This is a genomic window from Streptomyces pactum (assembly GCF_002005225.1).
In the GTDB taxonomy this organism is placed as follows: Bacteria; Actinomycetota; Actinomycetes; order Streptomycetales; family Streptomycetaceae; genus Streptomyces; species Streptomyces pactum_A.
In genome coordinates this window covers 3,123,183-3,144,239 of the sequence record NZ_CP019724.1, presented here as the reverse complement: position 1 = coordinate 3,144,239, position 21,057 = coordinate 3,123,183, and the positions used below count along the sequence as shown (strand labels likewise).

13 protein-coding genes are annotated in these 21,057 nt (G+C 72.7%); 9 read left to right on the top strand and 4 right to left on the bottom strand.

Annotation, left to right across the window (positions count from 1 at the left end; all coding sequences use genetic code 11):
• Nucleotides 1–6 precede the first annotated feature (6 nt).
• Nucleotides 7–228 (bottom strand): hypothetical protein, encoded by a 222-nt coding sequence (locus B1H29_RS12650; protein ID WP_055417978.1) that lies wholly within the window; start codon nucleotides 226–228, stop codon nucleotides 7–9.
• A gap of 259 nt (nucleotides 229–487) precedes the next feature.
• On the opposite strand from B1H29_RS12650, the gene B1H29_RS12645 reads away from it, so the two are divergent.
• From B1H29_RS12645 to moeZ, 7 genes are all read left to right on the top strand, one after another.
• Entirely contained in the window at nucleotides 488–1,510 is a 1,023-nt protein-coding gene (locus B1H29_RS12645; protein WP_055417977.1) for an alpha/beta fold hydrolase, read from the top strand.
• Nucleotides 1,511–1,518: 8 nt separating this feature from the next.
• Nucleotides 1,519–3,153 carry a DUF3152 domain-containing protein gene (locus B1H29_RS12640; RefSeq protein ID WP_055417976.1) on the top strand — a complete coding sequence of 545 codons (1,635 nt, stop codon included), beginning with the start codon at nucleotides 1,519–1,521 and terminating at the stop codon, nucleotides 3,151–3,153.
• A gap of 234 nt (nucleotides 3,154–3,387) precedes the next feature.
• On the top strand, nucleotides 3,388–5,175 hold the full coding sequence (locus B1H29_RS12635) for a DUF3492 domain-containing protein (protein WP_055417975.1): 1,788 nt from the start codon (nucleotides 3,388–3,390) through the stop codon (nucleotides 5,173–5,175).
• A complete protein-coding gene (locus B1H29_RS12625; RefSeq protein ID WP_409350908.1) occupies nucleotides 5,172–6,674 on the top strand; it encodes a hypothetical protein in 1,503 nt (500 codons plus the stop codon). Before B1H29_RS12635 ends, B1H29_RS12625 begins: the two co-directional genes overlap by 4 nt.
• Before the next feature lie 115 nt (nucleotides 6,675–6,789).
• Nucleotides 6,790–7,848 (top strand): NAD-dependent epimerase/dehydratase family protein, encoded by a 1,059-nt coding sequence (locus B1H29_RS12620; RefSeq protein ID WP_055417972.1) that lies wholly within the window; start codon nucleotides 6,790–6,792, stop codon nucleotides 7,846–7,848.
• Nucleotides 7,836–8,585, top strand: coding sequence for a spherulation-specific family 4 protein (locus B1H29_RS12615; protein WP_055417971.1), 750 nt, complete (start codon nucleotides 7,836–7,838; stop codon nucleotides 8,583–8,585). The genes B1H29_RS12620 and B1H29_RS12615 overlap by 13 nt, the downstream gene beginning before the upstream one ends.
• 63 nt (nucleotides 8,586–8,648) lie before the next feature.
• On the top strand, nucleotides 8,649–9,827 hold the full coding sequence (gene moeZ, locus B1H29_RS12610) for an adenylyltransferase/sulfurtransferase MoeZ (protein WP_055417970.1): 1,179 nt from the start codon (nucleotides 8,649–8,651) through the stop codon (nucleotides 9,825–9,827).
• A 71-nt stretch (nucleotides 9,828–9,898) separates the two neighbouring features.
• Here the strand turns inward: moeZ and B1H29_RS12605 are convergent, their stop codons facing one another.
• The 3 genes from B1H29_RS12605 to B1H29_RS12595 all read right to left on the bottom strand — a co-directional run bounded on the left by B1H29_RS12605 (nucleotide 9,899) and on the right by B1H29_RS12595 (nucleotide 16,321).
• Complete coding sequence (locus tag B1H29_RS12605; RefSeq protein WP_055417969.1) at nucleotides 9,899–11,452, bottom strand: alpha/beta hydrolase; 1,554 nt, start codon at nucleotides 11,450–11,452, stop codon at nucleotides 9,899–9,901.
• A 142-nt stretch (nucleotides 11,453–11,594) separates the two neighbouring features.
• Entirely contained in the window at nucleotides 11,595–13,151 is a 1,557-nt protein-coding gene (locus tag B1H29_RS12600) for an alpha/beta hydrolase (RefSeq protein ID WP_055417968.1), read from the bottom strand.
• Between the two features lie 365 nt (nucleotides 13,152–13,516).
• Entirely contained in the window at nucleotides 13,517–16,321 is a 2,805-nt protein-coding gene (locus tag B1H29_RS12595) for a lysylphosphatidylglycerol synthase transmembrane domain-containing protein (RefSeq protein WP_055417967.1), read from the bottom strand.
• 185 nt (nucleotides 16,322–16,506) lie between these two features.
• On the opposite strand from B1H29_RS12595, the gene B1H29_RS12590 reads away from it, so the two are divergent.
• Both B1H29_RS12590 and B1H29_RS12585 read left to right on the top strand, forming a co-directional pair.
• Entirely contained in the window at nucleotides 16,507–16,893 is a 387-nt protein-coding gene (locus B1H29_RS12590) for an MGMT family protein (RefSeq protein ID WP_055417966.1), read from the top strand.
• 275 nt (nucleotides 16,894–17,168) lie between these two features.
• The gene (locus B1H29_RS12585; RefSeq protein ID WP_079160187.1) at nucleotides 17,169–21,020 is read left to right on the top strand and encodes a UvrD-helicase domain-containing protein; all 3,852 of its coding nucleotides are present in this window, start codon (nucleotides 17,169–17,171) and stop codon (nucleotides 21,018–21,020) included.
• The last annotated feature ends 37 nt before the right edge of the window (nucleotides 21,021–21,057 follow it).

The window sequence follows — 21,057 nt, the reverse complement described above, 5'->3', positions numbered from 1 at the left end:
CGGCCGTCAGCGGTAGTCGTCCTCGTCGTGGGAGACGACCCGGGCCTGTTCGGCGAGGTCGGCCTCGTTGGCGCGGTCCGGATCGACGCCGGTCAGCGGATCGTCGCGCTCCGGCACGATGTCCGCCTGCTGTTCGGCGGCGTCGGCGTCGGGTGCCTCGACGTCGAATTCCTCCGCTTCCCGCGTCTCGTCGTCGAAGGTGTCGGGGTCGGTCGGGTCGACGGTCATGCTGGGCTCCCTTCCTACGAACGTCCCTGGGTGCAGGGGTCACACGCGGGTGCCCACTCCACGAGCCTAGGAGACACCCGATCCGGGCGCCATGCATCGCCCGTGCCGGGCCCCGTGCGTCGTCCGCGCCAGGCCCCCGTGCGCTCTCCGTGCCGGGCCCGTGCGCTGTCGGCATCAGTACCCGGCCGCCGCGCCGCCGCACCCGCCTTGTGATGGCGAACACATGAACCACTGCGTGATCGTCTCGTAACATTGCCGCATGCCTTCGATCGAGCCGCCGACCGTGCCGCCCGCCAACGTGCTGCCGAAGGTCGCAGCCGTCAGGGTCGCGGCCGGCGAGCGGCTCAGGTCGGTCCACCTGCCCGGTGTCACCCTGACGGTGCGCTCCAGACCACCGGCCCGCGAGGGACTGCCGCCCGCGCTCTACGTCCACGGCCTCGGCGGTTCCTCGCAGAACTGGTCGGCGCTGATGCCGCTGCTGGACGGCGTCGTCGACGGCGAGGCCCTCGATCTGCCGGGCTTCGGCGACTCCCCGCCACCGGACGACGGCGACTACTCGATCACGGGCCACGCGCGCGCGGTCGTCCGCTACCTCGAAGCGGCCGGACGTGGCCCCGTGCACCTCTTCGGCAACTCACTCGGTGGCTCCATCGTCACCCGCGTCGCCGCGGTCCGGCCCGACCTGGTGCGGACGCTGACCCTCGTCTCGCCCGCGCTGCCGGAGATCCGTGTGCAGCGCGGCGCCGTGCCGACGGGGCTGCTGGCGTTGCCGGGGGTGGTGTCGTTGTTCAACCGGCTCACCCGAGAGTGGACCGCGGAGCAGCGGGTGCGCGGCGTGACGGCGCTCTGCTACGGCGACCCGGAGCGAGTGTCGCCGGAGGGCTTCCGCAACGCCGTGGAGGAGATGGAGCGGCGACTTCGGCTGCCGTACTTCTGGGACGCGATGGCGCGTTCCGCGCGCGGGATCGTCAACGCGTACACGGTGGGCGGCCAGCAAGGACTGTGGCGACAGGCCCAACGGGTTCTCGCACCGACGCTGCTGGTCTACGGTGGACGGGACCAACTCGTCGGATACCGCATGGCCCAGCGGGCTGCCCGCGCCTTCCGTGACTCCCGGCTGCTGACCCTGCCGGACGCGGGACACGTGGCGATGATGGAATATCCGGAGACCGTGGCCACGGCGTTCCGTGAACTCCTCGCGGACACCGGGGAGTCGGCGGTCGGTGACAGGATCGACGCAGCCGTCGACGACGAGCCCGCCAACCAGACCACAGGAGGCTGAGGCGCGAAGTGGGACGCCACAGCCGCCGCGGACCCGCCCCCAAGGCCGACGCCGAGGACACCGCGGCAGCGCGGGAGGGCCGGTCCGGCCCGCTGGGCCGCCGCCGGGCGCCCGGGCCTCCGGCGGGGGAGCAAGAGCCACCGACGAGCGGAACACCCGACTCGGTACCCCGCGGGGCACCGGCACCGGGACGGGCCGGGGGCCCGGGCGAGGTCCGGGGCGCCGCTTCCCCCCAGGGATACGCGGGGCCGGGTGTACGACTCCCGGACGGCACGCCGACGCACGGTTTTCCGCGGGTGGCGGACGGTACGCCCGCGCGTGGTGTCCCCAGGTTTCCCGACGGTACGCCGGCGCACGGTGTGCCGCGGGCCCGTGGCGGCCATCCCGAGCAGCATGAACCAGGCGGTGGATGGGGCGAGTTGAGCGCGCGGACCGCTGCCGGACCCGGCATGCCGGCGGGACCGCACGCCGGTGCCGCGTCGTACCCCGCGCACCCTTCGTACCCCTCGCGTCCCGGGGACCCCGGGCCGCCTGGCCGGTCCGCGCAGCCCGGTCAGCCCGGTCAGCCCGGTCAGCCCGGTCAGCCCGCGCAGCCCGGCCGGCTCGGCCGGCCCTTCCCGAGGCAGCGGCAGGCTGCTCAGGGGGGCCCGCGCCAGGAGTACCTGGACGCCTTCGGCGCGGACGACGACGTCTTCGCACCCCGGCCCCCGCGCCCTGCCCCGGTCCCCGTGCAGCCCGCCGATCCGTACGCCTCCGGCACCGACTGGAACGCCGAGAGCGGGGACGGCGGCGTCGCGGGCGCCGACGACGCGCCGCCCACGGGCGAGCCCGCGCCGGTCAAGGGCGGTAAGGGCAGGACCTTCACCGGCGTCGCCGCGGCCGCCGTCACCACCGTGCTGGCGGTCGTCGTGGCCGGACAGGTCGCCGATGGCGCGGACGGCGACGACGTGCGCTCTCAGTCCGCCACCGACCAGGCCCGCGACGTCCACGACTCCGCGTCGCGGGCGGACGGGCTGCCGACTCCGTCGGAGAGTGTGACACCGCTGACGTACGAGCAGAAGATGGAGAAGACGTACCCGCTCAGCGCCACGCTCGACGGTTCGGGGAAGTTCGACGCGATCCCCGGCATCGAGAAGGGGCCCGGGACGGGGGAGAAGTACACCTACCGCGTGGACGTGGAACAGGGGCTCGGCCTCGACGGGGAACTCTTCGCCCAGGCCGTGCACAAGACGCTCAACGACGACCGGAGCTGGGCCCACAACGGCGCCCGCACCTTCGAGCGTATCCACTCCGGGCAGCCCAGGTTCGTCATCACGCTGGCCAGCCCCGGAACCACCGCCGACTGGTGCGCCAAGTCGGGTCTCGACACGACCGAGGACAACGTGTCCTGCGACTCGGCCGCCACCGAGCGCGTGATGATCAACGCCTACCGCTGGGCGCAGGGTGCGGAACCGTATGGCGACGACATCCACGGGTACCGGCAGATGCTGATCAACCACGAGATCGGCCACCGCATCGGCTTCAATCACGTCACCTGCGACAAGGACGGCGAGCTCGCCCCGGTCATGCAGCAGCAGACCAAGTTCATCGACCACGACGGAATCGACTGCCGCCCCAACCCCTGGGCCTATCCCAATAGTTGACTCCAAGGCAGGGCCGTCGACGGTGACCCATGGCCGACGCGTCGCCAATGGTGACCATCTGATCTCTTAGCGCGACAGAACGCGCTCCGCACGGGAAAGTTACGACCGTTCACCCCTTTTGGTGGCGCGATGGACAACCGTCCATCGCGCCACCGCCTTGTCCGCATACGTTCGTCCCGCTGCGAGCCGCCGGGCCAACGACGGCTCCCCAAACGGGAGATCGGGGGTGCGCGCGTGCGCATCGGACTGCTTACGGAGGGTGGCTATCCGTATGTGAGCGGTGAGGCGGGGCTCTGGTGCGATCGGCTCGTACGCGGGCTCGAGCAGCACGAGTTCGACGTCTACGCGCTCAGCCGCAGCGAGCGCCAGGAGGCCGAGGGGTGGACCCCGCTGCCGCCACAGGTCAGCGGGGTGCGCACCGGGTCGCTGTGGGACACCGACGACGACGGGGTGGGTCACGGACGGCGTGCGCGCCGGCGCTTCGCGGAGTGCTACGGCGAACTGGCCGCGGCCCTGTGCACGACCGCCCCCGAAGATCCGTCCGGGACCTCGGCGAAGGCATCGGGGAGGGCGCCGGAGGGGGAACCGGACACGGTGTCGGAGGGGCGGTCGGCCCTTGTGGCGGACCGTTTCGCCAACGCGCTGTACGGCCTCGCGGAACTCGCCCGCGACAAGGGCGGGCTGCCCGCCGCCCTCCGCTCGGAGACCGCCGTACGCGCCCTGGAGCGCGCCTGCCGCGCGCCCGGCGCCCACCGCTCCGCACGCGAGGCGCGCGTCCCCGACCTCCTCGCCGTCGCGGCGCGCCTCGAACGCGCGCTGCGCCCGCTGTCGCTCGACTGGTACGAGGACGACGGCCTCGGCGCTGTCGACCTCTGCCACGCGACCTCCGGTGGCACGGCGGCGCTCCCGGGCCTGCTCGCCCGGCACTTCTACGACGTGCCGCTGCTGGTGACCGAATACGGGGTGCGGCTGCGGACGCACTACCTCACCGAACCCGATGCCCCACCGGCGATACGGGCCCTGCTGGCCGCCTTCCACGGTCGGCTGGCCGCCGAGACCTACCGGTGCGCGGCCGTGATCACGCCCGGCAACCTGCACGCCCGCCGCTGGCAGGAGCGTTGCGGCGCCGACCGCGCCAAGCTCCGCACGGTGTACCCGGGCATGGACGCGACCCCCTTCGCCGAGACGGGAGAGTCGCCGGAGTGCGCCGACCCGCACACTCTCGTCTGGGTCGGTGGCGTCGAGCCCACCAAGGACCTGGTATCGCTGCTGCACGCCTTCGCGGAGATCCGCAAGGCGGAGCCCGGGGCGCGCCTGAGGATCGTGGGTGCCCCCACCGGCCTCGAGGGCGCGGCCTACCTCGCCCACTGCAAGGGCCTGGCCTCGCAGCTCTTCCCCGACGAGGCCGACGGCCCGCACGCCGTCGGACGCAACCCGGTGTCCTTCGAGGAGACCGGCGGACCGGAACTGCCCTCCCGCGCCGAGGCGTACGGAGCGGCCGCCCTGGTGGTCCTTTCCAGCGTCGTCGAGGGGTTCCCGTACGGGCTGGTCGAGGCCATGCTCTGTGGTCGCGCGACGGTCTCCACGGACGTCGGCGCGGTGGTCGAGGCGATCGGCGGCACCGGACTGGTCGTACCGCCGCGCAATCCGCGGGCGCTCGCCGAGGCGTGTGTCGCCCTGCTGCGGGACCCCGAGCGCCGTGCGCGCCTGGGAGCCGCGGCGCGCGCCCGCGCACTGGAACTGTTCACCGTCGAACAGAACGTCGCGGCATTTCACGGCATTTACCTGGAGATGCTCTCGCGCGCACCGGCTCGCCGCGTCATCCTCGGCGACAACGGTGAACCCCTGCCGTTCGCCGTTCCCGCCGAGGCCCACGTCCCCGGCCGCTGGACCGACTCCACGGCGCGCGTCGTGGCCCGGGGTGGTCCCGGCTGGGCGACGGACGCCCCCGTCCGGGCCACGTCCCCGGCCTCCCCGGCCTTCCCGGCCTTCCCGGCCTCCGCGACCGAGGGGGCCCGATGAGCGGCCTCGGTGAACCCGGCCGCCCCGGGGCCCAGGGCAGCCCGGGCGCCCGGGACTCTCGCTCGCGGGAGCCCCTGACCGACGGAGCGCCCGGCATCGCCGACGCACCTGCCGCGGAAGCGCGTGCCGATCGGTGGTCGGGTGAGAACCGGCGCACCGGCGAGCGCGGCTTCCCGGGCGCGAACGGGCGTTCACACGAGGCCGCTGGGGGCGATGCGGCGGAGGGTGGCGGTGTGGTGGCCCGTGGTGCGGTGGCCGAGGGCGGTGTGGTGGCTGGTGGTGGCGGAGTGGTCGTCAGGGGCAGTGCGGCTCATGGTGCCGATGTGAACCTCCGCGCAGTAGCCGCAGGTGGTGGAGTGGCCGGCGGTGGCGAAGTCGTAGCCGTAGCCGTCGGCAAGCAGTCGCCGTCCGCTGCGCGCCGTGCCGCCGCGGACCCGGTGAAAGCTCTGATGCACCGTCACCGCGCCTTGTGCGAGCGTGCCGTGGACCCCCTGGAGATCGCGGCAGGCCTGGAGGCGCACGGCGTCACCGACCGGACCGCCGCACGCTTCCGCCACCGGGACGTCTTCTCCCTCGCGGAGGAGATGTACGCCCGTGTCCCCCGCGACGGTGACACGCCCCCCTACCCTTCGAACCCCCACCCACCCGCACCTCCAGTACGCGTCGCATGGGTCGTCCTCACGCTGCTGCCCGGAGCGCTGTGTGCCGCCACCGTGGCCGGCCTGCGCCTCACCGACGGGCGACCGCGCCTGATCGCGGCCGTCGTCGGCAGCCTCGCGGTCACTCTGGCCCTGCGCGCGGCACTGCGCCGGGGGCCGCTGAGCGCCGCGACGCGTACCACCGGCACCTGGACCTGCTGGCTCATCGGCTACGCCCTCCTCGGCGACGGACTGCTCCGTGCCGCTGTCGCGGGCGGTCCGGACGGCCTGCCCGACGGCACCGCCGACGGCCCTTGGCCCGTCACCGTCGCTCCCGTACTGGCTCTCGCCCTGGCCTGCGCACCCGCGGCCGGAAGCGCCCACCTCCTCGCCGTCCGCGCCCGCCGCAAACTGACGGTCAGCCGCGGCCTGGCCGACTTCTCCGCCTCCGCGCGCCCCCTGCTGTTCGGCACGGTCGCGTTGTTCATGTGCGCCCTGACGGCGCTGGTCGCGCTGACCGGCGCGGTCCTCGCAGAGCCCGCCGCCCACCCTCAGGCACTCACCCTGGGCGCCCTGCTGCTGCTCGCCCGCCTGCTCACCGTGCACGGCCACACGCACGCCCCCACGCTCGTCCTCACCGTCGCGGCCACCGTCGAGGCGGCCGCCCTGGCCACGGTCTTCGCCGGCCGCCTCCCCGGCTGCGACCTCCTGGCCGTCCCCGTAGAGGCCCTGGTCGCCGCCTGCGGTCCGGCCGGCGTTCCGACGACGGCCTGTGGCATCGGCGCGCTGACCCTGCTGGTGCACGCGAACCGCCGCCTGACCAGAGCCTCGGCCCACGCACCGACGGAGCAGCCGCGGTGACCGCGCGTTCCCCGGACCACCCCCCACACATCCGCATCACCCTCGCCTCACCCCTCTGAAGGAGCCCCCAGATGACCACCTCCCGACCCGACGCCTCGGCACCGGGAGCAGCCCGATGAGAGTCCTGCTGATCGGAGCCAACGGCTATATCGGCCGCTTCGTCGCCGACCGTCTGCTCGCCGACCCGGCCGTCCAGCTCACCGCCCTGGGCCGCGGCGACGACGCCGACGTCCGCTTCGACCTCGCCACCGGCAGCCCCGGCGCCCTCACCCGCTTCCTCGACGCGGTCCACCCCGGCGTCGTCGTCAACTGCGCCGGAGCCACCCGGGGCGGTGCCCGCGAACTCACCCGGCACAACACCGTCGCCGTCGCCACCGTCTGCGAGGCCCTGCGCCGCAGCGGCTGTGGTGCCCGCCTGGTGCAGGTCGGCTGCAGCGCGGAGTACGGTCCCAGCCAGCCCGGCTCCTCCACCGCGGAGGACGCCGTGCCCCGCCCGGGCGGCCCCTACGGCGTCAGCAAACTCGCCGCGACCGAACTCGTCCTCGGCTCCGGCCTGGACGCCGTCGTCCTGCGTGTCTTCTCGCCCGCCGGGCCAGGCACCCCCGCGGGCTCCCCGCTGGGCCGCCTCGCCGAGGCCATGCGCCGTGCCATGCAGTCCGGCGACGGTGAGCTGCGGCTCGGCGGCCTCGGCGCCCAACGCGACTTCATCGACGTCCGCGACGTCGCCCGCGCCGTCCATGCCGCCTCTCTCTCCGCAGCCCAGGGCGTCATCAACATCGGCTCCGGCCGCGCCGTCCGCCTGCGTGACGCCGCCGCCACCCTCGCCCGCGTGGCCGGCTACGGCGGCGCCCTGCACGAACTCGACGGACCGCCCGGCGCACTGCGGCCCACCATCGGCCACCCCCGTACCGAATCCCTGGGTCACCGCGTCGACGCCCTCGGCCATCACCGCACCGACGCCCTCGGCCACCACCGTCCGGAGGCCCTCGGGCACCGCGGCGACCGCGCCGACGCCGAGCACGCGGCCCCGGTCGCCTACCCCTACCCGGACGGCTGCGGCAGTTGGCAGCAAGCCGATGTGCGTACCGCACGCGACCGGCTCGGCTGGCGGCCCCGTATCGCCCTCGAAGAGTCCCTCGCCGATATCTGGATGGAGGCGGCATGCCGTATCTGACCAGCACGAAAGCGGGCACCGCGAGCACCGGCGTCCGCACCGGCCTCGGTGTCCCGGGGCTGGCCCACCCCCTCGTCGCCCCCGGCGAGTGGGCCGGCCTCACCTCCCCGGGCACCCCCCTGCACTGGGTCGTCCTCAACGTCGCCAACGGCCCCGGCGCCCACCCCGACCCGCGCTGCCTGGATGCCGTCGGCCGCCTCCGCAACGCGGGCGTCCGGGTCCTCGGCCACCTTGACGCCGCGTACGGGGCCCGGAGCTTCGGCGAGCTGATGTCCGACGCGCACCGGCACCTCGACTGGTACCGGGCCGACGGCTTCCTCCTCGACCGCTGCCCGTCCGAACGGGCCGCGCTCCCCGAGGTCCGCCGCACCGTCGGCACGCTCCGGGTGATCCGTGACGACGCCCACATCGTGCTCGGCCACGGCACCCATCCGCACCCCGGCTATGCCGAGAACGCCGACCAGCTCGTCACCTTCTCCGGCGCGTGGAGCGACTACCGCTGGTCCCAGGCGGCCGAGTGGAGCGCCGACTATCCGCCCGAGCGCTTCTGCCACTTCGTCCACGGTGTCCCCCACGGGCATCTGGAGGAGGCACTGCGCATCGCCCGCTGGCAGGGCGCCGGGACGATTTACTTCACCGACCGCACGGACCGGGGCGGTCGAAGTGACCCCTGGGAGACGATGCCCGGCTACTGGGACGACATCGTCTCGCGGGTCGGGACGGGTGTCTCGGAATGAAAAAGGCCGTGGCAGTGTTACTGGGAGAACAACCGTAATCACTGACCGACCAACGGAGTCCCCGTGTCGCTGCCACCCCTGGTCGAGCCGGCCCCCGAGCTCACCGTAGACGAGGTCCGCAGGTACTCCCGCCACCTGATCATCCCCGACGTGGGGATGGACGGGCAGAAGCGGCTGAAGAACGCCAAGGTGCTCGCCGTGGGCGCGGGCGGCCTCGGTTCGCCGACCCTGATGTATCTGGCGGCGGCCGGTGTCGGCACGCTCGGCATCGTGGAGTTCGACGAGGTCGACGAGTCGAACCTGCAGCGGCAGGTCATCCACAGCCAGGCCGACATCGGCCGGTCCAAGGCCGAGTCCGCCCGCGACACCATCAAGGGCATCAACCCGTACGTGGACGTGGTCCTTCACCAGGAGCGGCTCGAGGCCGACAACGTGATGGACATCTTCAGCCAGTACGACCTGATCGTCGACGGTACGGACAACTTCGCGACCCGCTACCTGGTCAACGACGCCTGCGTGCTGCTGAACAAGCCCTACGTATGGGGCTCGATCTACCGCTTCGACGGCCAGGCCTCCGTCTTCTGGTCCGAGCACGGTCCGTGCTACCGCTGCCTCTACCCGGAGCCCCCGCCCCCCGGCATGGTCCCCTCCTGCGCCGAGGGCGGCGTCCTGGGCGTGCTGTGCGCGTCCATCGGTTCCATCCAGACCAACGAGGCCATCAAGCTCCTCGCGGGCATCGGCGAGCCGCTGGTCGGCCGTCTGATGATCTACGACGCCCTGGAGATGCAGTACCGCCAGGTCAAGGTCCGCAAGGACCCGGACTGCGCGGTCTGCGGTGAGAACCCGACCGTCACCGAGCTCATCGACTACGAGGCCTTCTGCGGCGTCGTGTCCGAGGAGGCCCAGGCGGCGGCCGCCGACTCCACGATCACTCCCAAGCAGCTCAAGGAGTGGATCGACGACGGTGAGAACATCGAGCTCATCGACGTCCGCGAGCCGAACGAGTTCGAGATCGTCTCCATCCCGGGCGCTCGGCTGATCCCGAAGAACGAGTTCCTCATGGGCTCGGCCCTGGAGAGCCTCCCGCAGGACAAGAAGATCGTCTTGAACTGCAAGACGGGTGTCCGCAGTGCGGAAGTACTGGCGGTCCTCAAGTCCGCCGGCTTCTCGGACGCCGTGCACGTGGGCGGCGGCGTGATCGGCTGGGTCAACCAGATCGAGCCGGCGAAGCCCGTCTACTGACCGGACCCCGACCCCGCTTCCCGGACGGCGGGGGTTTCGCGCACCGCAGGTGCCCGAAGCCCCCGCCGCCGTCATGAGCAGACCTTGCCGTCCTTCGGCACCGTCCCCTTCAGCAGGTAGGCGTCCACCGCTGAATCGACACAGTCGCTGCCGCTCCCGTACGCCCCATGGCCCTCGCCCTTCCAGGTCAGCACCACACCGACGTCCTTGCCCAGCTCGTCCGCCATCCTGCGGGCGCCTTCGTAGGGCGTGGCCGGGTCGCCGGTGTTGCCGACCACCAGGATCGGAGCCGCGCCGGACGCGCTCACCTCCGGGGTCTCGTGCTGACCGGCCACCGGCCAGTCGTGGCACCACCCGGCCGTGTCCCAGCCGAGGAAGGCCCCGAACACGGGTGAGACCTTCTCGAACCTCGGCAGCAGCTCCTTCGTCTCCTCCAGGGTCGGCCGCTGCTTGTCGTCCAGGCACGATATGACCCGTTGGGAGTGGGTCGTCGTGCCGTAGTGCCCCGAGGAATCCCGCTCGTTGTAGCCGTCGGCGAGTGCCAGCAACTCGGAGCCGTCGCCCTCCTCGGCCGCCGCCAGGGCGCTGGTCAGGGCCGGCCAGCCGTCCTTGCTGTAGAGCGGCAGCACGATCCCGGTGAGTGCCAGCGTCTGCGTCAGCTTCCGCCCCGGCGAGGACGTCGGCAGCGGCTCGGCGTCGAGCCGCTCCAGCAGGTCGGCGATCTCCCGCGACCCCTGCTCCGGGTCCTGCCCGGTGGAAGTCAGATAGTCGTCCAGGGCGCGCTGGAAGCCCCTGGCCTGGTTTTCGGCGTGGCCCATCGTGTCGGCGCCCGGGTCCACGACCGCGTCGAGGACCACGCGTCCCACGTGCTTGGGGAACAGGTGGGCGTAGACGCCGCCGAGTTCGGTGCCGTAGGAGATGCCGAAGTAGTGCGTCCTCTCGTCGCCCAGCACATGCCGCATCAGGTCCATGTCGCGGGCGGTGTCCGTGGTCGAGACGTGCGCCATCAGCTTGCCGGCGGCCTTCTCACAGCCCTTGCCGAAGTCCGCGGCGTCTTTGAGATACGCCTGTTCCTCGGTCGCGGTGTCCGGTGTGGAGTCCACCGATTCGGCGTCCTCGATCGCCTCGTCGCCGCGGCAGCGGATCCCCTCGCTGGCCGCCACCCCGCGCGGGTCCCAGCTCACCAGGTCGTACCGCTCGTGCAGGGAGGAGACGGTGTCGGCGTAGGACGGCATCATGGAGACGCCGGAGCCGCCGGGACCGCCGAAGTTGAACAGCAGGGAGCCGATGCGGTCGTCGCCGGTGGCCTCGGCCCGGATCAGCGCGAGGTCGATCGTCTCGCCGCCCGGCTCGGCCCAGTCCAACGGTGCCTTGAGCGTGGCGCACTGCCAGTCGCCGCCCGGCGCGGGGGAGTCCGTGGTGCCTTTGCACCGGCCCCAGTCGAGAGTCTGGGAGGCCAGCGACTCGGGCACCCCGGAAGGTGCCGCCGCCGACGGCCGTGCGCTGCCTGTCCCCTGTGTCCCCCCGCTGTCCTTGTCGTCACCGGACGAGCCGCTGCTGCAGCCCGCCGTCGTCAGCAGTGCGGCCGCGGCCGTCAGGGCCGTCCACCGTACGAGACGCGCCATGTGCTCTCCCCCCTCGCGAGCCGTCCGCGCCGTGCAGCGGATGGCGGTCATGCCATGGTAGGCGGAGCGCACAGCACCCGCTGCGCCCTGTGGATAACGTTCTGACCTGCTGGTTTACCCGTGCTTCGGCGTCGTTGGGGGATCAGGAACAGACGGTCTGGGCCGCCGGCACCTTCCCATCCAGCAGATAGCCGTGCACCGCGTCCTGCACGCACTTGTTCTTGCTGTCGTAGGCGCCGTGCCCCTGGCCCCTGTAGGTCAGTTCCACGCCCACGCCCTTGCCCAGTGCGTCCACCATCTTCCCGGCGCCCGCGTAGGGCGTGGCCGGGTCGCCGGTGTTGCCGATCACCAGGATCGGCGGCGCTCCGGGTGCGCTGACGTCGGGGTGGGCGGCTGCTCCGGGCACCGGCCAGTCGGTGCAACTGAGCATGGACCAGGCGAGATAGTCGCCGAACAGCGCGGAGGCCTGCCGGAACTCGGGAAGCCGGCGTCGCACGTACGCCGGGTCGTACCTCGGCTTGGCGTCGGCGCAGTTGATGGCGACGTTGGCCGCGGTGATGTTGCTGTACTCGCCGTCCTCGTTGCGCCCGTTCAACGCGTCCGACAGCACCATGAGGACCCTGCCGTCGCCCTCGTACGCCTGCTCCAGGCCGTCGGTGAGGTACTCCCAGAAGTCCTTCGAGTACAGCGCCTGCGCGATGCCTCCGGTCGCGGCCGTCTGGGTGAGTTCACGAGGGAAGACGCCGGGGATCGGATTGCGGTCGAGGTCCTTCAGCAGCCGTGCGACGCGGTCCTTGACGTTCTGGGCGCTGTCCCCGACGGGGCAGTCCTCGACCTTCGACACGCAGTCCTCGGCGTAGTTGTCGAGCGCGAGCTGGAACCCCTTCGCCTGGGCGAGCGAGCCCTGCTCCGGGGTCTGCGTCGGATCGACGACCGCGTCGAAGACGGCGCGGCCCACCTTCTCGGGGAACAGATGGGCGTAGACGCCGCCGAGTTCGGTGCCGTAGGAGATGCCGAAGTAGTGCAGCTTGTCGTCGCCGAGGACCTGGCGCATCAGTTCCATGTCGCGGGCCGCGTCGGTGGTGCGCACGTGCGGCAGGATCTTTCGCGAGTTCTTCTCGCAGGCCGCGTTGAAGTCCTCGGTGTTGTCCAGCAGCTCGGTGCGCTCGGCAGCGTCGTCGGGGGTGGCGTCCTGCTGGAAGTAGGTGTCGAGCTGCTTGTCGTCGAGGCACTCCACCGGGGCGCTGCGGCCGACGCCACGCGGGTCGAAGCTGACCAGGTCGTAGCGGGTGCGCAGGGTCGCGTAGTCCTGGCCGAAGGCGGGCAGAGTGGTGACGCCCGATCCGCCCGGGCCGCCGAAGTTGAAGACGAGCGACCCGATCCGGCGGCCCGCTTCACCACTCGCCTCGGCCCGGATCAGCGCGAGGCCGATCGTGTCACCCTTGGGGTCGTCCCAGTCGAGCGGCGCCTTCATGGTGGCGCACTGCCACTGAGTGCCGTCCGGAAGCGGGGAGGGAGCGGCGCCGCCGCCCTCGGCCTCGGAGGGGGCCGGGCAGTCCTTCCAGTCGAGCTCCTGGGCTGTCAGGTCCTCGTCGCCGCCGGAGTCGCTCCCGGAGTCGTCGCTGCAGCCCGCCAGGAGCGCGGACAGGGCTGCGGCGGCGGTCAGGGCGGCGGCGCGCAGCCGGAAGGAGTTCGGCATGCGTCCATCGTGCGGGCGCGCGGGGCCGTGCGCTCGGGGCAGGAGCCGTAAGAGGTACGGCCCGTAAGGGGTGCGGCCCGTAAGGGGTGCGGCCCGTGAGAGGTGCGGCCCGTAAGAGGTACGGCCCGTAAGGGGTGCGGCCCGTGAGAGGTGCGGCCCGTGAGAGGTGCGGCCCGTGAGAGGTGCGGCCCGTAAGGGGTGCGGCCCGTACGAGGTCTGGGCCGTGCGAGACCTGGGCCGGGGAGCCGGACGTCCGCGGGCGAGGCGACGCGTGCTGGCCGCTCCCGGCGTACGCGGCTGTTCCGCGGTGTGCCTACCCGGCGTGCGAGGTCATTCGCGGTGTAGTTCCTCGGCGTACGAGGCCGTTACAGCGCCTCTTTCCGGGTCAGGTGGTTGAAGACCAGCCAGCCCGGCAGTACCGGCAGCCACAGGGTGAGCAGCCGGTAGAGCAGTACCGCGGGGGCGGCGACCTCCTTGGGCAGGCCGACGGCGATCAGACCGACGGTCAGCGTCGCCTCCACAGCGCCCACACCGCCCGGTGTCGGTGCCGCGGACCCCAGCGCGTTGCCCGCGAGGAAGACGACCGCGACGCTGGCCAGGCTGATCGACGTCGACTCGTCGCCGAAGGCCCGGATCGAGGCGTCCAGGCACATCACGAAGCAGGCGGTGAGCAGCAGCATGCCGCCGATGCCGGTGACCAGCTTCTGCGGCCGCTGCAGCACATCCAGCATGCGCGGCACGACACCGGCGAAAAGCGACCGCACGCGCGTGACGACGAATTTCCGCAGGAACGGCACCGACGTCACAACGAGCACGAGCACCGCCACCGTCAGCAGACCCGCGATGACCGTCCGGGACGGCGACAGCGACGGCGTCTTCTCGGTGCCGGTCAGATATCCGAAGGCCAGCAGCATCAGGATGTGACAGCCGAGTCCAAACAACTGCGACGCGCCGACACTCGCCACCGCGAGCCCCGGCCGTACACCCGCGCGCTGCAGGAAGCGGGTGTTCAGAGCGACGCCGCCGACCGCGGCCGGGGCGACGATCTTCACGAACGAACCGGCGACCTGCGCGGCCACGGTCCGCAGGAACGGCACCTTCTCGGGCACGAACCCGAGCAGGGCCATCGCCGCCGCGATGTAACTCGCCGCCGAGAAGAGCACCGCCGCGGCCACCCAGCCCCACTGGGCGTTCGAGATCAGCGGCCCGAACTCGATGTGGGTGAGCTGCGTCAGCAGGAAGTAGGCACCGATCGCACCGGCGATGAAACTGATCAGCGTGCGTGGCCGCACCCGCTCCAGGCGGGCCGGCTCGACGGGGGCCTGCGGCCTGATCCGCAGCACGGCGTGCCGGATCTGCGTGAGCAGGTCTTCCTCGCGCGCCTCCTCCAGCGCCTCGTCCACGGCCCGCTTCTCCGCCCGCTGCTCGGCGCGGATGGCCTTCTTGTCGACCTTTTCGGTCTTGTCCGGCTTGTCGGCTCCATCGGATTCACCGGGCTTCTCGGGGTGTCCGGGTGCGGGGCTTGTGCCGTCGTCGGCGGTCGCCTCCGAACGGGCCAGTCTGGCCTGTCGGGACGACTCCAGGACTGCCTCCCGCTCGCGCTGGGCGCGTTCGCGGGCCAGTTTGCGCAGGGTCGCCCGCGTGGACCGGCTGAGCGCGATGGGCTGGAGCATCGGCAGGCAGTCCGCCACGGCGTCCGGGCCGAGCACGGCCACCGCCGAGGCGACCGCGCGTTCGGCGCCCACCCGCAGGCCGAGCGTCACCAGAAGCTGGGAGATGTCCATGCGCAGCAACAGGTCCCCGGCGGCGATCTCGCCGATGCGCAGGTCGGTGAGGATCACCGTGCCGGAACGATCCACCAGGATCGCGTCGCCCACCAGCCTGCGGTGCGCGATGCGCCGGGACTGCAGCGCCCGCACCTGCTGCCAGGTGCCGCGCAGCAGGTCGTCGGTGATCTTCTCGTCCGGCAACGAGTCCAGGGTGTGCCCGCCGGTGTGCTCGTAGACGAGCATCACGGCGTCGGGACCGAGCTCGGACGTCGCGATCAGCTTGGGAGCGTTGGCGCCGGCCCCGATCGCCGCGTAGGCGAGCAGCGCCTCCTGCTCCAGGGCCTGCCGCAGTGACGGGAGGCTGCTGCGGGTGGCGAAGCCGCGCAGCGTGAGGTTGCGCCACGCGCGGTAGAAGAAGCCCTGCGCCTGCTGCTCCCGGTCCACCACCGTCACGTCCAGCGGGCGGCCGTCCTCCAGCGTGACGAAGTAGCGGCGGCCGCGGTCACCGGTCTCCGCGGTGTCCGACGGCGCTTCCTCGCGGGCGGCGGTCACCGGGCGGAAGCCGACGTGCCGCAGGCCCGCCATCAGCGTGCGTCCGGTGGGGCGGACGTTGGGGGAGCCGACCGCGTACAGCGTTCCGTAGGCCACGGTCCAGCCGATGAGGACCGTCAGGATGATCGAGAACGGTGTGGTGTAGCCGGTGACCAGCATCGAGAACGCGTCGAGGAGCAGCACGATCCACAGCACCGCGCGCCAGCGGGGTCTGCGGGACATGCCGACGGCCGTCATGTACGCGATGACCGGCGCCAGGTAGCCGTGCACGGGATCGGTGAGAGCGTGGACGTCACCGGGCGAGGGCTGGGTGAGGGCCTCCTGGATGGAGCCGGGGGCGGCCTTGGCGACCCACAGGTCGGTGGCGAGGGTCACCCCGTGCGCGAGGACCGCCGCCAGCACGCCGTCGGCGATCCGCAGTCCGTCCCGCTTGATCAGCCGCTCGATCGCGAACGCGACCGGGACCAGGAGGATCGCGATGCTGGAGGCCAGTCCGGCGATCTTGATCAGCAGGTCGGGCGCCTGCCCGGTGCCCTTGTTGATGTCCTGTTCGAGGCCGGAGGTGGTGCCGTGCGCGAAGGCGGCGACGGCGAGCAGTACGACGACGGCGAGCACGCCCACCAGGAGCCGCATCAGGTCGGACGGACGGTGCACGCGCGAGGGGAGCAGCGGTTCGTCGCCCTCCACCTCGTCGATGTGCGCGACGTCATCGGGGTCGGCGGCCGTCGCCGACCTGCCCGCGGCCGTCTGCCGGCCGGTCTGCCCGCCGCTGCCGTCCGCGGTGTCCGGGCGCGACGAAGAGCCGGAGGTGCCCTCGGCGTCCTCGGGGTGCACACCCTGCTGCTTCATCGCCTCTTCTTGGTCTCGTATCACTGGTCACCGCCCGCACGATGGTGGCATGCCGTATCGGCCTCGGCAGGCATCAGGGTGCCCGTGCGGGCCGCACAGTCTGCCCGAAGCGCCGCTTCAGGGCGAGGGACGCTCACCGTCGGGAGCGCATCGCGTTGTCGGTGGGGTGGGGCAGGATGGGTCGGATGAGCGAGCAGAGCCTTCCGGACGACGCCCGCCCGGAGTACGCGGACGCGCTGCCCGAGTACGCCGAGCGGGTTCTCGAAGTGACCGAACTGATTCCGCCTGGCCGTGTCATGACTTACGGAGACATCGCCGAGTACCTGGAGGAGGGGGGACCCCGTCAGGTCGGACGGGTGATGTCCCTTTACGGGGGAGGCGTCCCGTGGTGGCGCGTCGTTCGCGCGGACGGGGCCCTGCTCGCGGGACAGGAGCTGGAGGCGCTCGACCGCTACCGGGAGGAGGGCACGCCCCTGAAGGAGGCGAGCAGGGCCGCGGAGGGCCACCTGCCGCGCCTCGATCTGAAGCGGGCGCGGTGGGACGGCGGCGAACGCGCACAGGGTCACACCTGACAGCTTCCGCCCTCCAGGCGACCGACGTGTGACCCGTGATCCGTATGAGGGAAAAGGAACACTTCGGGCACATGTGTGGCATGACGTACGTTCGTGGGGCGGGGGATACACGCGCCTCGAGTGACCCGAGAGGTCCGAGGGATGAAAAGGAAGCCCTGCTTCCGCCTCTTCCGTCGGCGTAGCGTCGCCCGCACGCGTCCCCCTCATGCCGCGGCCACCGCCGTGCCCGCGGCGCGGACGGCCCACCAGCACACCCACCAGGACCGGCGAACCACGTGAGCTCCTCTTCCTCCACCAGACACCCGTCGCACCCCCAGGTGCGCCGGGGGAGCCGTGGCGCTTACCGACTGGTGCGTACCCCACCGGTGCGACTGGCCCCCCCTCGTCTGGACGCCGCACAGCGCGCCGTGGTTGACCACGAGGGCGGACCGCTGCTCGTCCTCGCGGGCCCGGGCACCGGCAAGACCACCACGCTCGTCGAGTCCGTGGCGGACCGGATCGCCCAGGGCGGCGACCCCGAGCGGATCCTCGTGCTGACCTTCAGCCGCAAGGCCGCCGTGGAACTGCGCGACCGGATGGCGCTTCGCATGGGCGCCGTGCGTGCCCCCCGGGCGACGACCTTTCACTCCTTCGGTTACGCCTTGGTCCGCGCCCACCAGGACAGCGACCTGTTCGTGGAGCCGTTGCGGCTGCTGTCCGGCCCGGAACAGGACGTGACGGTGCGCGAGCTGCTCGCCGGGCAGGTCGACCTGGAGCGGCTCGGCCTGGCCCATGTGCGCTGGCCCGACGAGCTGCGCGCCTGCCTGACCACCCGCGGCTTCGCCGACGAGGTCCGCGCCGTCCTCGCCCGCACCCGCGAACTGGGCCTCGGCCCGGACGCCCTCGGTGCCTTCGCCCGGCGCATCGGCCGCCCAGACTGGCGTGCCGCCGCCGTCTTCCTCGCCGAGTACCTCGACGTGCTCGATCTGCAGGGCGTGCTCGACTACGCGGAACTCGTCCACCGCGCGGTGCTCCTCGCGCGCCGTCCCGAGGTCGCCGCGCACCTGGCGGCGCAGTACGACGCGGTCTACGTCGACGAGTACCAGGACACCGACCCCGCCCAGGTACGGCTGCTGCACGCCCTGGCCGGCGGCGGGCGGACCCTCGTCGCCTTCGGCGACCCCGACCAGTCGATCTACGCCTTCCGCGGTGCGGACGTGAACGGCATTCTCGACTTCCCGACCGACTTCCCGCGCGCGGACGGCCGCCCGGCGCCGGTCGAGGTGCTGCGGACCTCGCGCCGGTCCGGATCCGCGGTGCTGGCCGCCACCCGACTGCTGACCCAGCGCATGCCCCTGACCCGCCTTCCCGCCGACAAGGTGCGCGCCCACCGAGAGCTCGCCCCCGTGCGGGACGGGGGGCGTGTCGAGGCGTACACGTACCCGACATCCGGCACCGAGCTGGACAACATCGCCGACATCCTGCGCCGGGCCCACTTGGAGGACGGTGTTCCCTGGGGCGAGATGGCCGTCCTGGTGCGCGCCGGTTCCCGCACCATCCCCACGGTCCGCCGCGCCCTCACCGCGGCCGGCGTCCCCCTGGACATCGACGGCGACGACCTTCCGCTGCGCCACGAGCCGGCGGTGGCGCCCCTGCTGACGGCACTGCGGGCGGTGGCGGAGGCGGAGGCCGGGGAGCGGCCCCGGGCGGACCTCGGCGGCGGCGCGGAGACCGGGAGCGGGGCGGCCGGGGAGACGACGGGGGACGCCGGGAGCGGGGCGGCCGGGGAGACGACGGGGGACGCCGGGAGCGGAGCAGGCCCGGATGACGCGGGGGCGGCTGAGCCCGCCACCGAAGCGGCGGCGATGGCCCTGCCGGAGGCGGCCTCCGAGGCGGCGGTGAAAGCCATATCCGAGGTGACGGTGAAGGCCGTACCCGAGGCGGCCCACGAGGCGTCGGTGACGGACGTACCGGAACCCGCGCCTGAGTCTGGCGCCGACACCGACACCGACGCCGACACCGCCGACGCCGACGCCGACACCGATGCCGACGCCGATGCGGTGCCCAGTCCCGCGCCTGACGCCGACGCGGTGCCCAGTCCCGCGCCTGACGCCGGTGCGGTGCCCAGTCCCGCGCCTGACGCCGATGCGGTGCCCAACCCCGCGCCTGACGCCGATGCGGTGCCCAACCCCGCGCCTGACGCCGACGCCGACGCGGCCCTCAAAGCCGCCCCCGGTGAACGCGCTCTCCGCGCGGAGGATCCGTGCTGGCTCCCCACCGAGACCGCCCTCACTCTGCTCGCCTCCCCCCTCGCCTCCATGGACGCCGCCGACCTGCGCCGCCTCGGCCGCGCCCTGCGCGAGGAGGAGCGTGCCGCCGGCAACCCGCTGCCGCCGCCCTCGGACGAGCTGCTCGCGCGCGCACTGGCCGAGCCGGAGCGACTGGCGGTACACGACCCGGCGTACGCGCGCGGCGCCCAGCGGCTCGGCGCGCTGCTCCGGAAGGCCCGCGAGCGCCTGGCGGGCGGCGGCAGCGCCGAGGAGGCGCTGTGGGACCTGTGGGAGGGCACTCCGTGGCCCACCCGCCTGGAACGCTCCGCCCGTCGCGGCGGCGCCGCCGGACGCAATGCCGACCGCGACCTGGACGCCGTGTGCGCGCTCTTCGCGACGGCCGCCCGCGCGGAGGAGCGCACCGGTGGCCGGGGAGCCCTGAACTTCCTGGAGGAGATCGACGCCGAGGACATCGCGGCCGACACCCTGACGCGGCGTGCCGTACGCCCCGACGCCGTGCGTCTGATGACCGCTCATCGCTCGAAGGGGCTGGAGTGGCGGTTGGTCGTCGTCGCGGGCGTCCAGGAGGGCCTGTGGCCGGACCTGCGCCGCCGCGGCTCCCTGCTGGAGGCCGACCGGATCGGGCGCGACGGACTCGCCGAACCCCTCACGCCCGGTGCGCTGCTCGCCGAGGAACGCCGCCTGTTCTACGTGGCCGCCACGCGCGCGCGTGAACGGCTCGTGGTGACCGCCGTGAAGGCCCCGGCCGACGACGGCGACCAGCCCTCCCGGTTCCTGACCGAACTCGGCGTCGAACCCGCCGACGTCACGGGCCGTCCGCGTCGGCCCCTCGCCGTCGCCGCGCTCGTCGCCGAACTGCGCGCCACCACGGTCGATCCCCGCGTCTCCGAAGCCCTGAGGGAGGCCGCCGCCCGCCGCCTGGCCCGCCTCGCCGCCCTCGCCGACGAGGACGGCCGCCCCTTGGTGCCGTCCGCACACCCCTACCGCTGGTGGGGCATGTGGGACTCGACCGAGAGCAAGGTGCCGCTGCGCGAGCGGGACCAGCCCGTCACGCTCTCCGGGAGCGCCCTCGACCAGTTGGCCAACACCTGTGCCCTCCAGTGGTTCCTCGGCCGAGAGGTGAAGGCCGACGCACCCGCGACCGCCGCCCAGGGCTTCGGCAACGTGGTGCACGTCCTCGCCGACGAGGTGGCCTCCGGACACACGCCGGCCGACCTCGCCGTCCTCATGGAACGCCTGGACTCCGTGTGGAACGCGCTCGCCTTCGACGCGCCGTGGAAGTCGGCGCAGGAGAAGGCCAACGCGCGCGTGGCGCTCGAACGCTTCCTCAGGTGGCACGTCATGGACCGCGCCGGACGCACACCGGTGGCCAGCGAGCACGATTTCGACGTGACCCTGGAGGCCGGCGACTACGAGGTACGCATCCGCGGCCAGATGGACCGCGTCGAGGCCGACCGCGACGGCCGCGCCTACGTCGTCGACTTCAAGACGGGCAAACAGGCGCCCACCTCCGCCGAGGTGGCCCACCACCCCCAGCTCGCCGTCTACCAGCTCGCCGTCCGCGAGGGCGCCGTGGACGACGCGTTCGACGGTTCCCGTCCCGAACCGGGCGGTGCCGAGCTGGTCCAGCTACGCCAGGGCGCGCCCAAGCGCGACGGCGGCGAGGCCCTTCCCAAGGTGCAGGCGCAGGACTCCCTGGAGGGGCCGGCGGGCGAGTGGGTCGGCGACCTGCTCGCCACGGCCGCGGGCAAGGTTCTCGACGAACGGTTCACCCCCACCGCGGGCCAGCACTGTACTCACTGCGCCTTCCGCGCGTCGTGCAGCGCGCGGCCCGAGGGACGGCACGTGGTGGAGTGACCGGCCGGAGCGAACGGGACGCCGGTGTGATGAGCCG

Coding starts and splice junctions, on each gene's coding strand:
- B1H29_RS12650 (WP_055417978.1), bottom strand. CDS start 228: ATGACCGTCGACCCGACCGACCCCGACACCTTCGACGACGAGACGCGG.
- B1H29_RS12645 (WP_055417977.1), top strand. CDS start 488: ATGCCTTCGATCGAGCCGCCGACCGTGCCGCCCGCCAACGTGCTGCCG.
- B1H29_RS12625 (WP_409350908.1), top strand. CDS start 5,172: ATGAGCGGCCTCGGTGAACCCGGCCGCCCCGGGGCCCAGGGCAGCCCG.
- B1H29_RS12620 (WP_055417972.1), top strand. CDS start 6,790: ATGAGAGTCCTGCTGATCGGAGCCAACGGCTATATCGGCCGCTTCGTC.
- B1H29_RS12615 (WP_055417971.1), top strand. CDS start 7,836: ATGCCGTATCTGACCAGCACGAAAGCGGGCACCGCGAGCACCGGCGTC.
- B1H29_RS12605 (WP_055417969.1), bottom strand. CDS start 11,452: ATGGCGCGTCTCGTACGGTGGACGGCCCTGACGGCCGCGGCCGCACTG.
- B1H29_RS12600 (WP_055417968.1), bottom strand. CDS start 13,151: ATGCCGAACTCCTTCCGGCTGCGCGCCGCCGCCCTGACCGCCGCCGCA.
- B1H29_RS12595 (WP_055417967.1), bottom strand. CDS start 16,321: ATGAAGCAGCAGGGTGTGCACCCCGAGGACGCCGAGGGCACCTCCGGC.
- B1H29_RS12590 (WP_055417966.1), top strand. CDS start 16,507: ATGAGCGAGCAGAGCCTTCCGGACGACGCCCGCCCGGAGTACGCGGAC.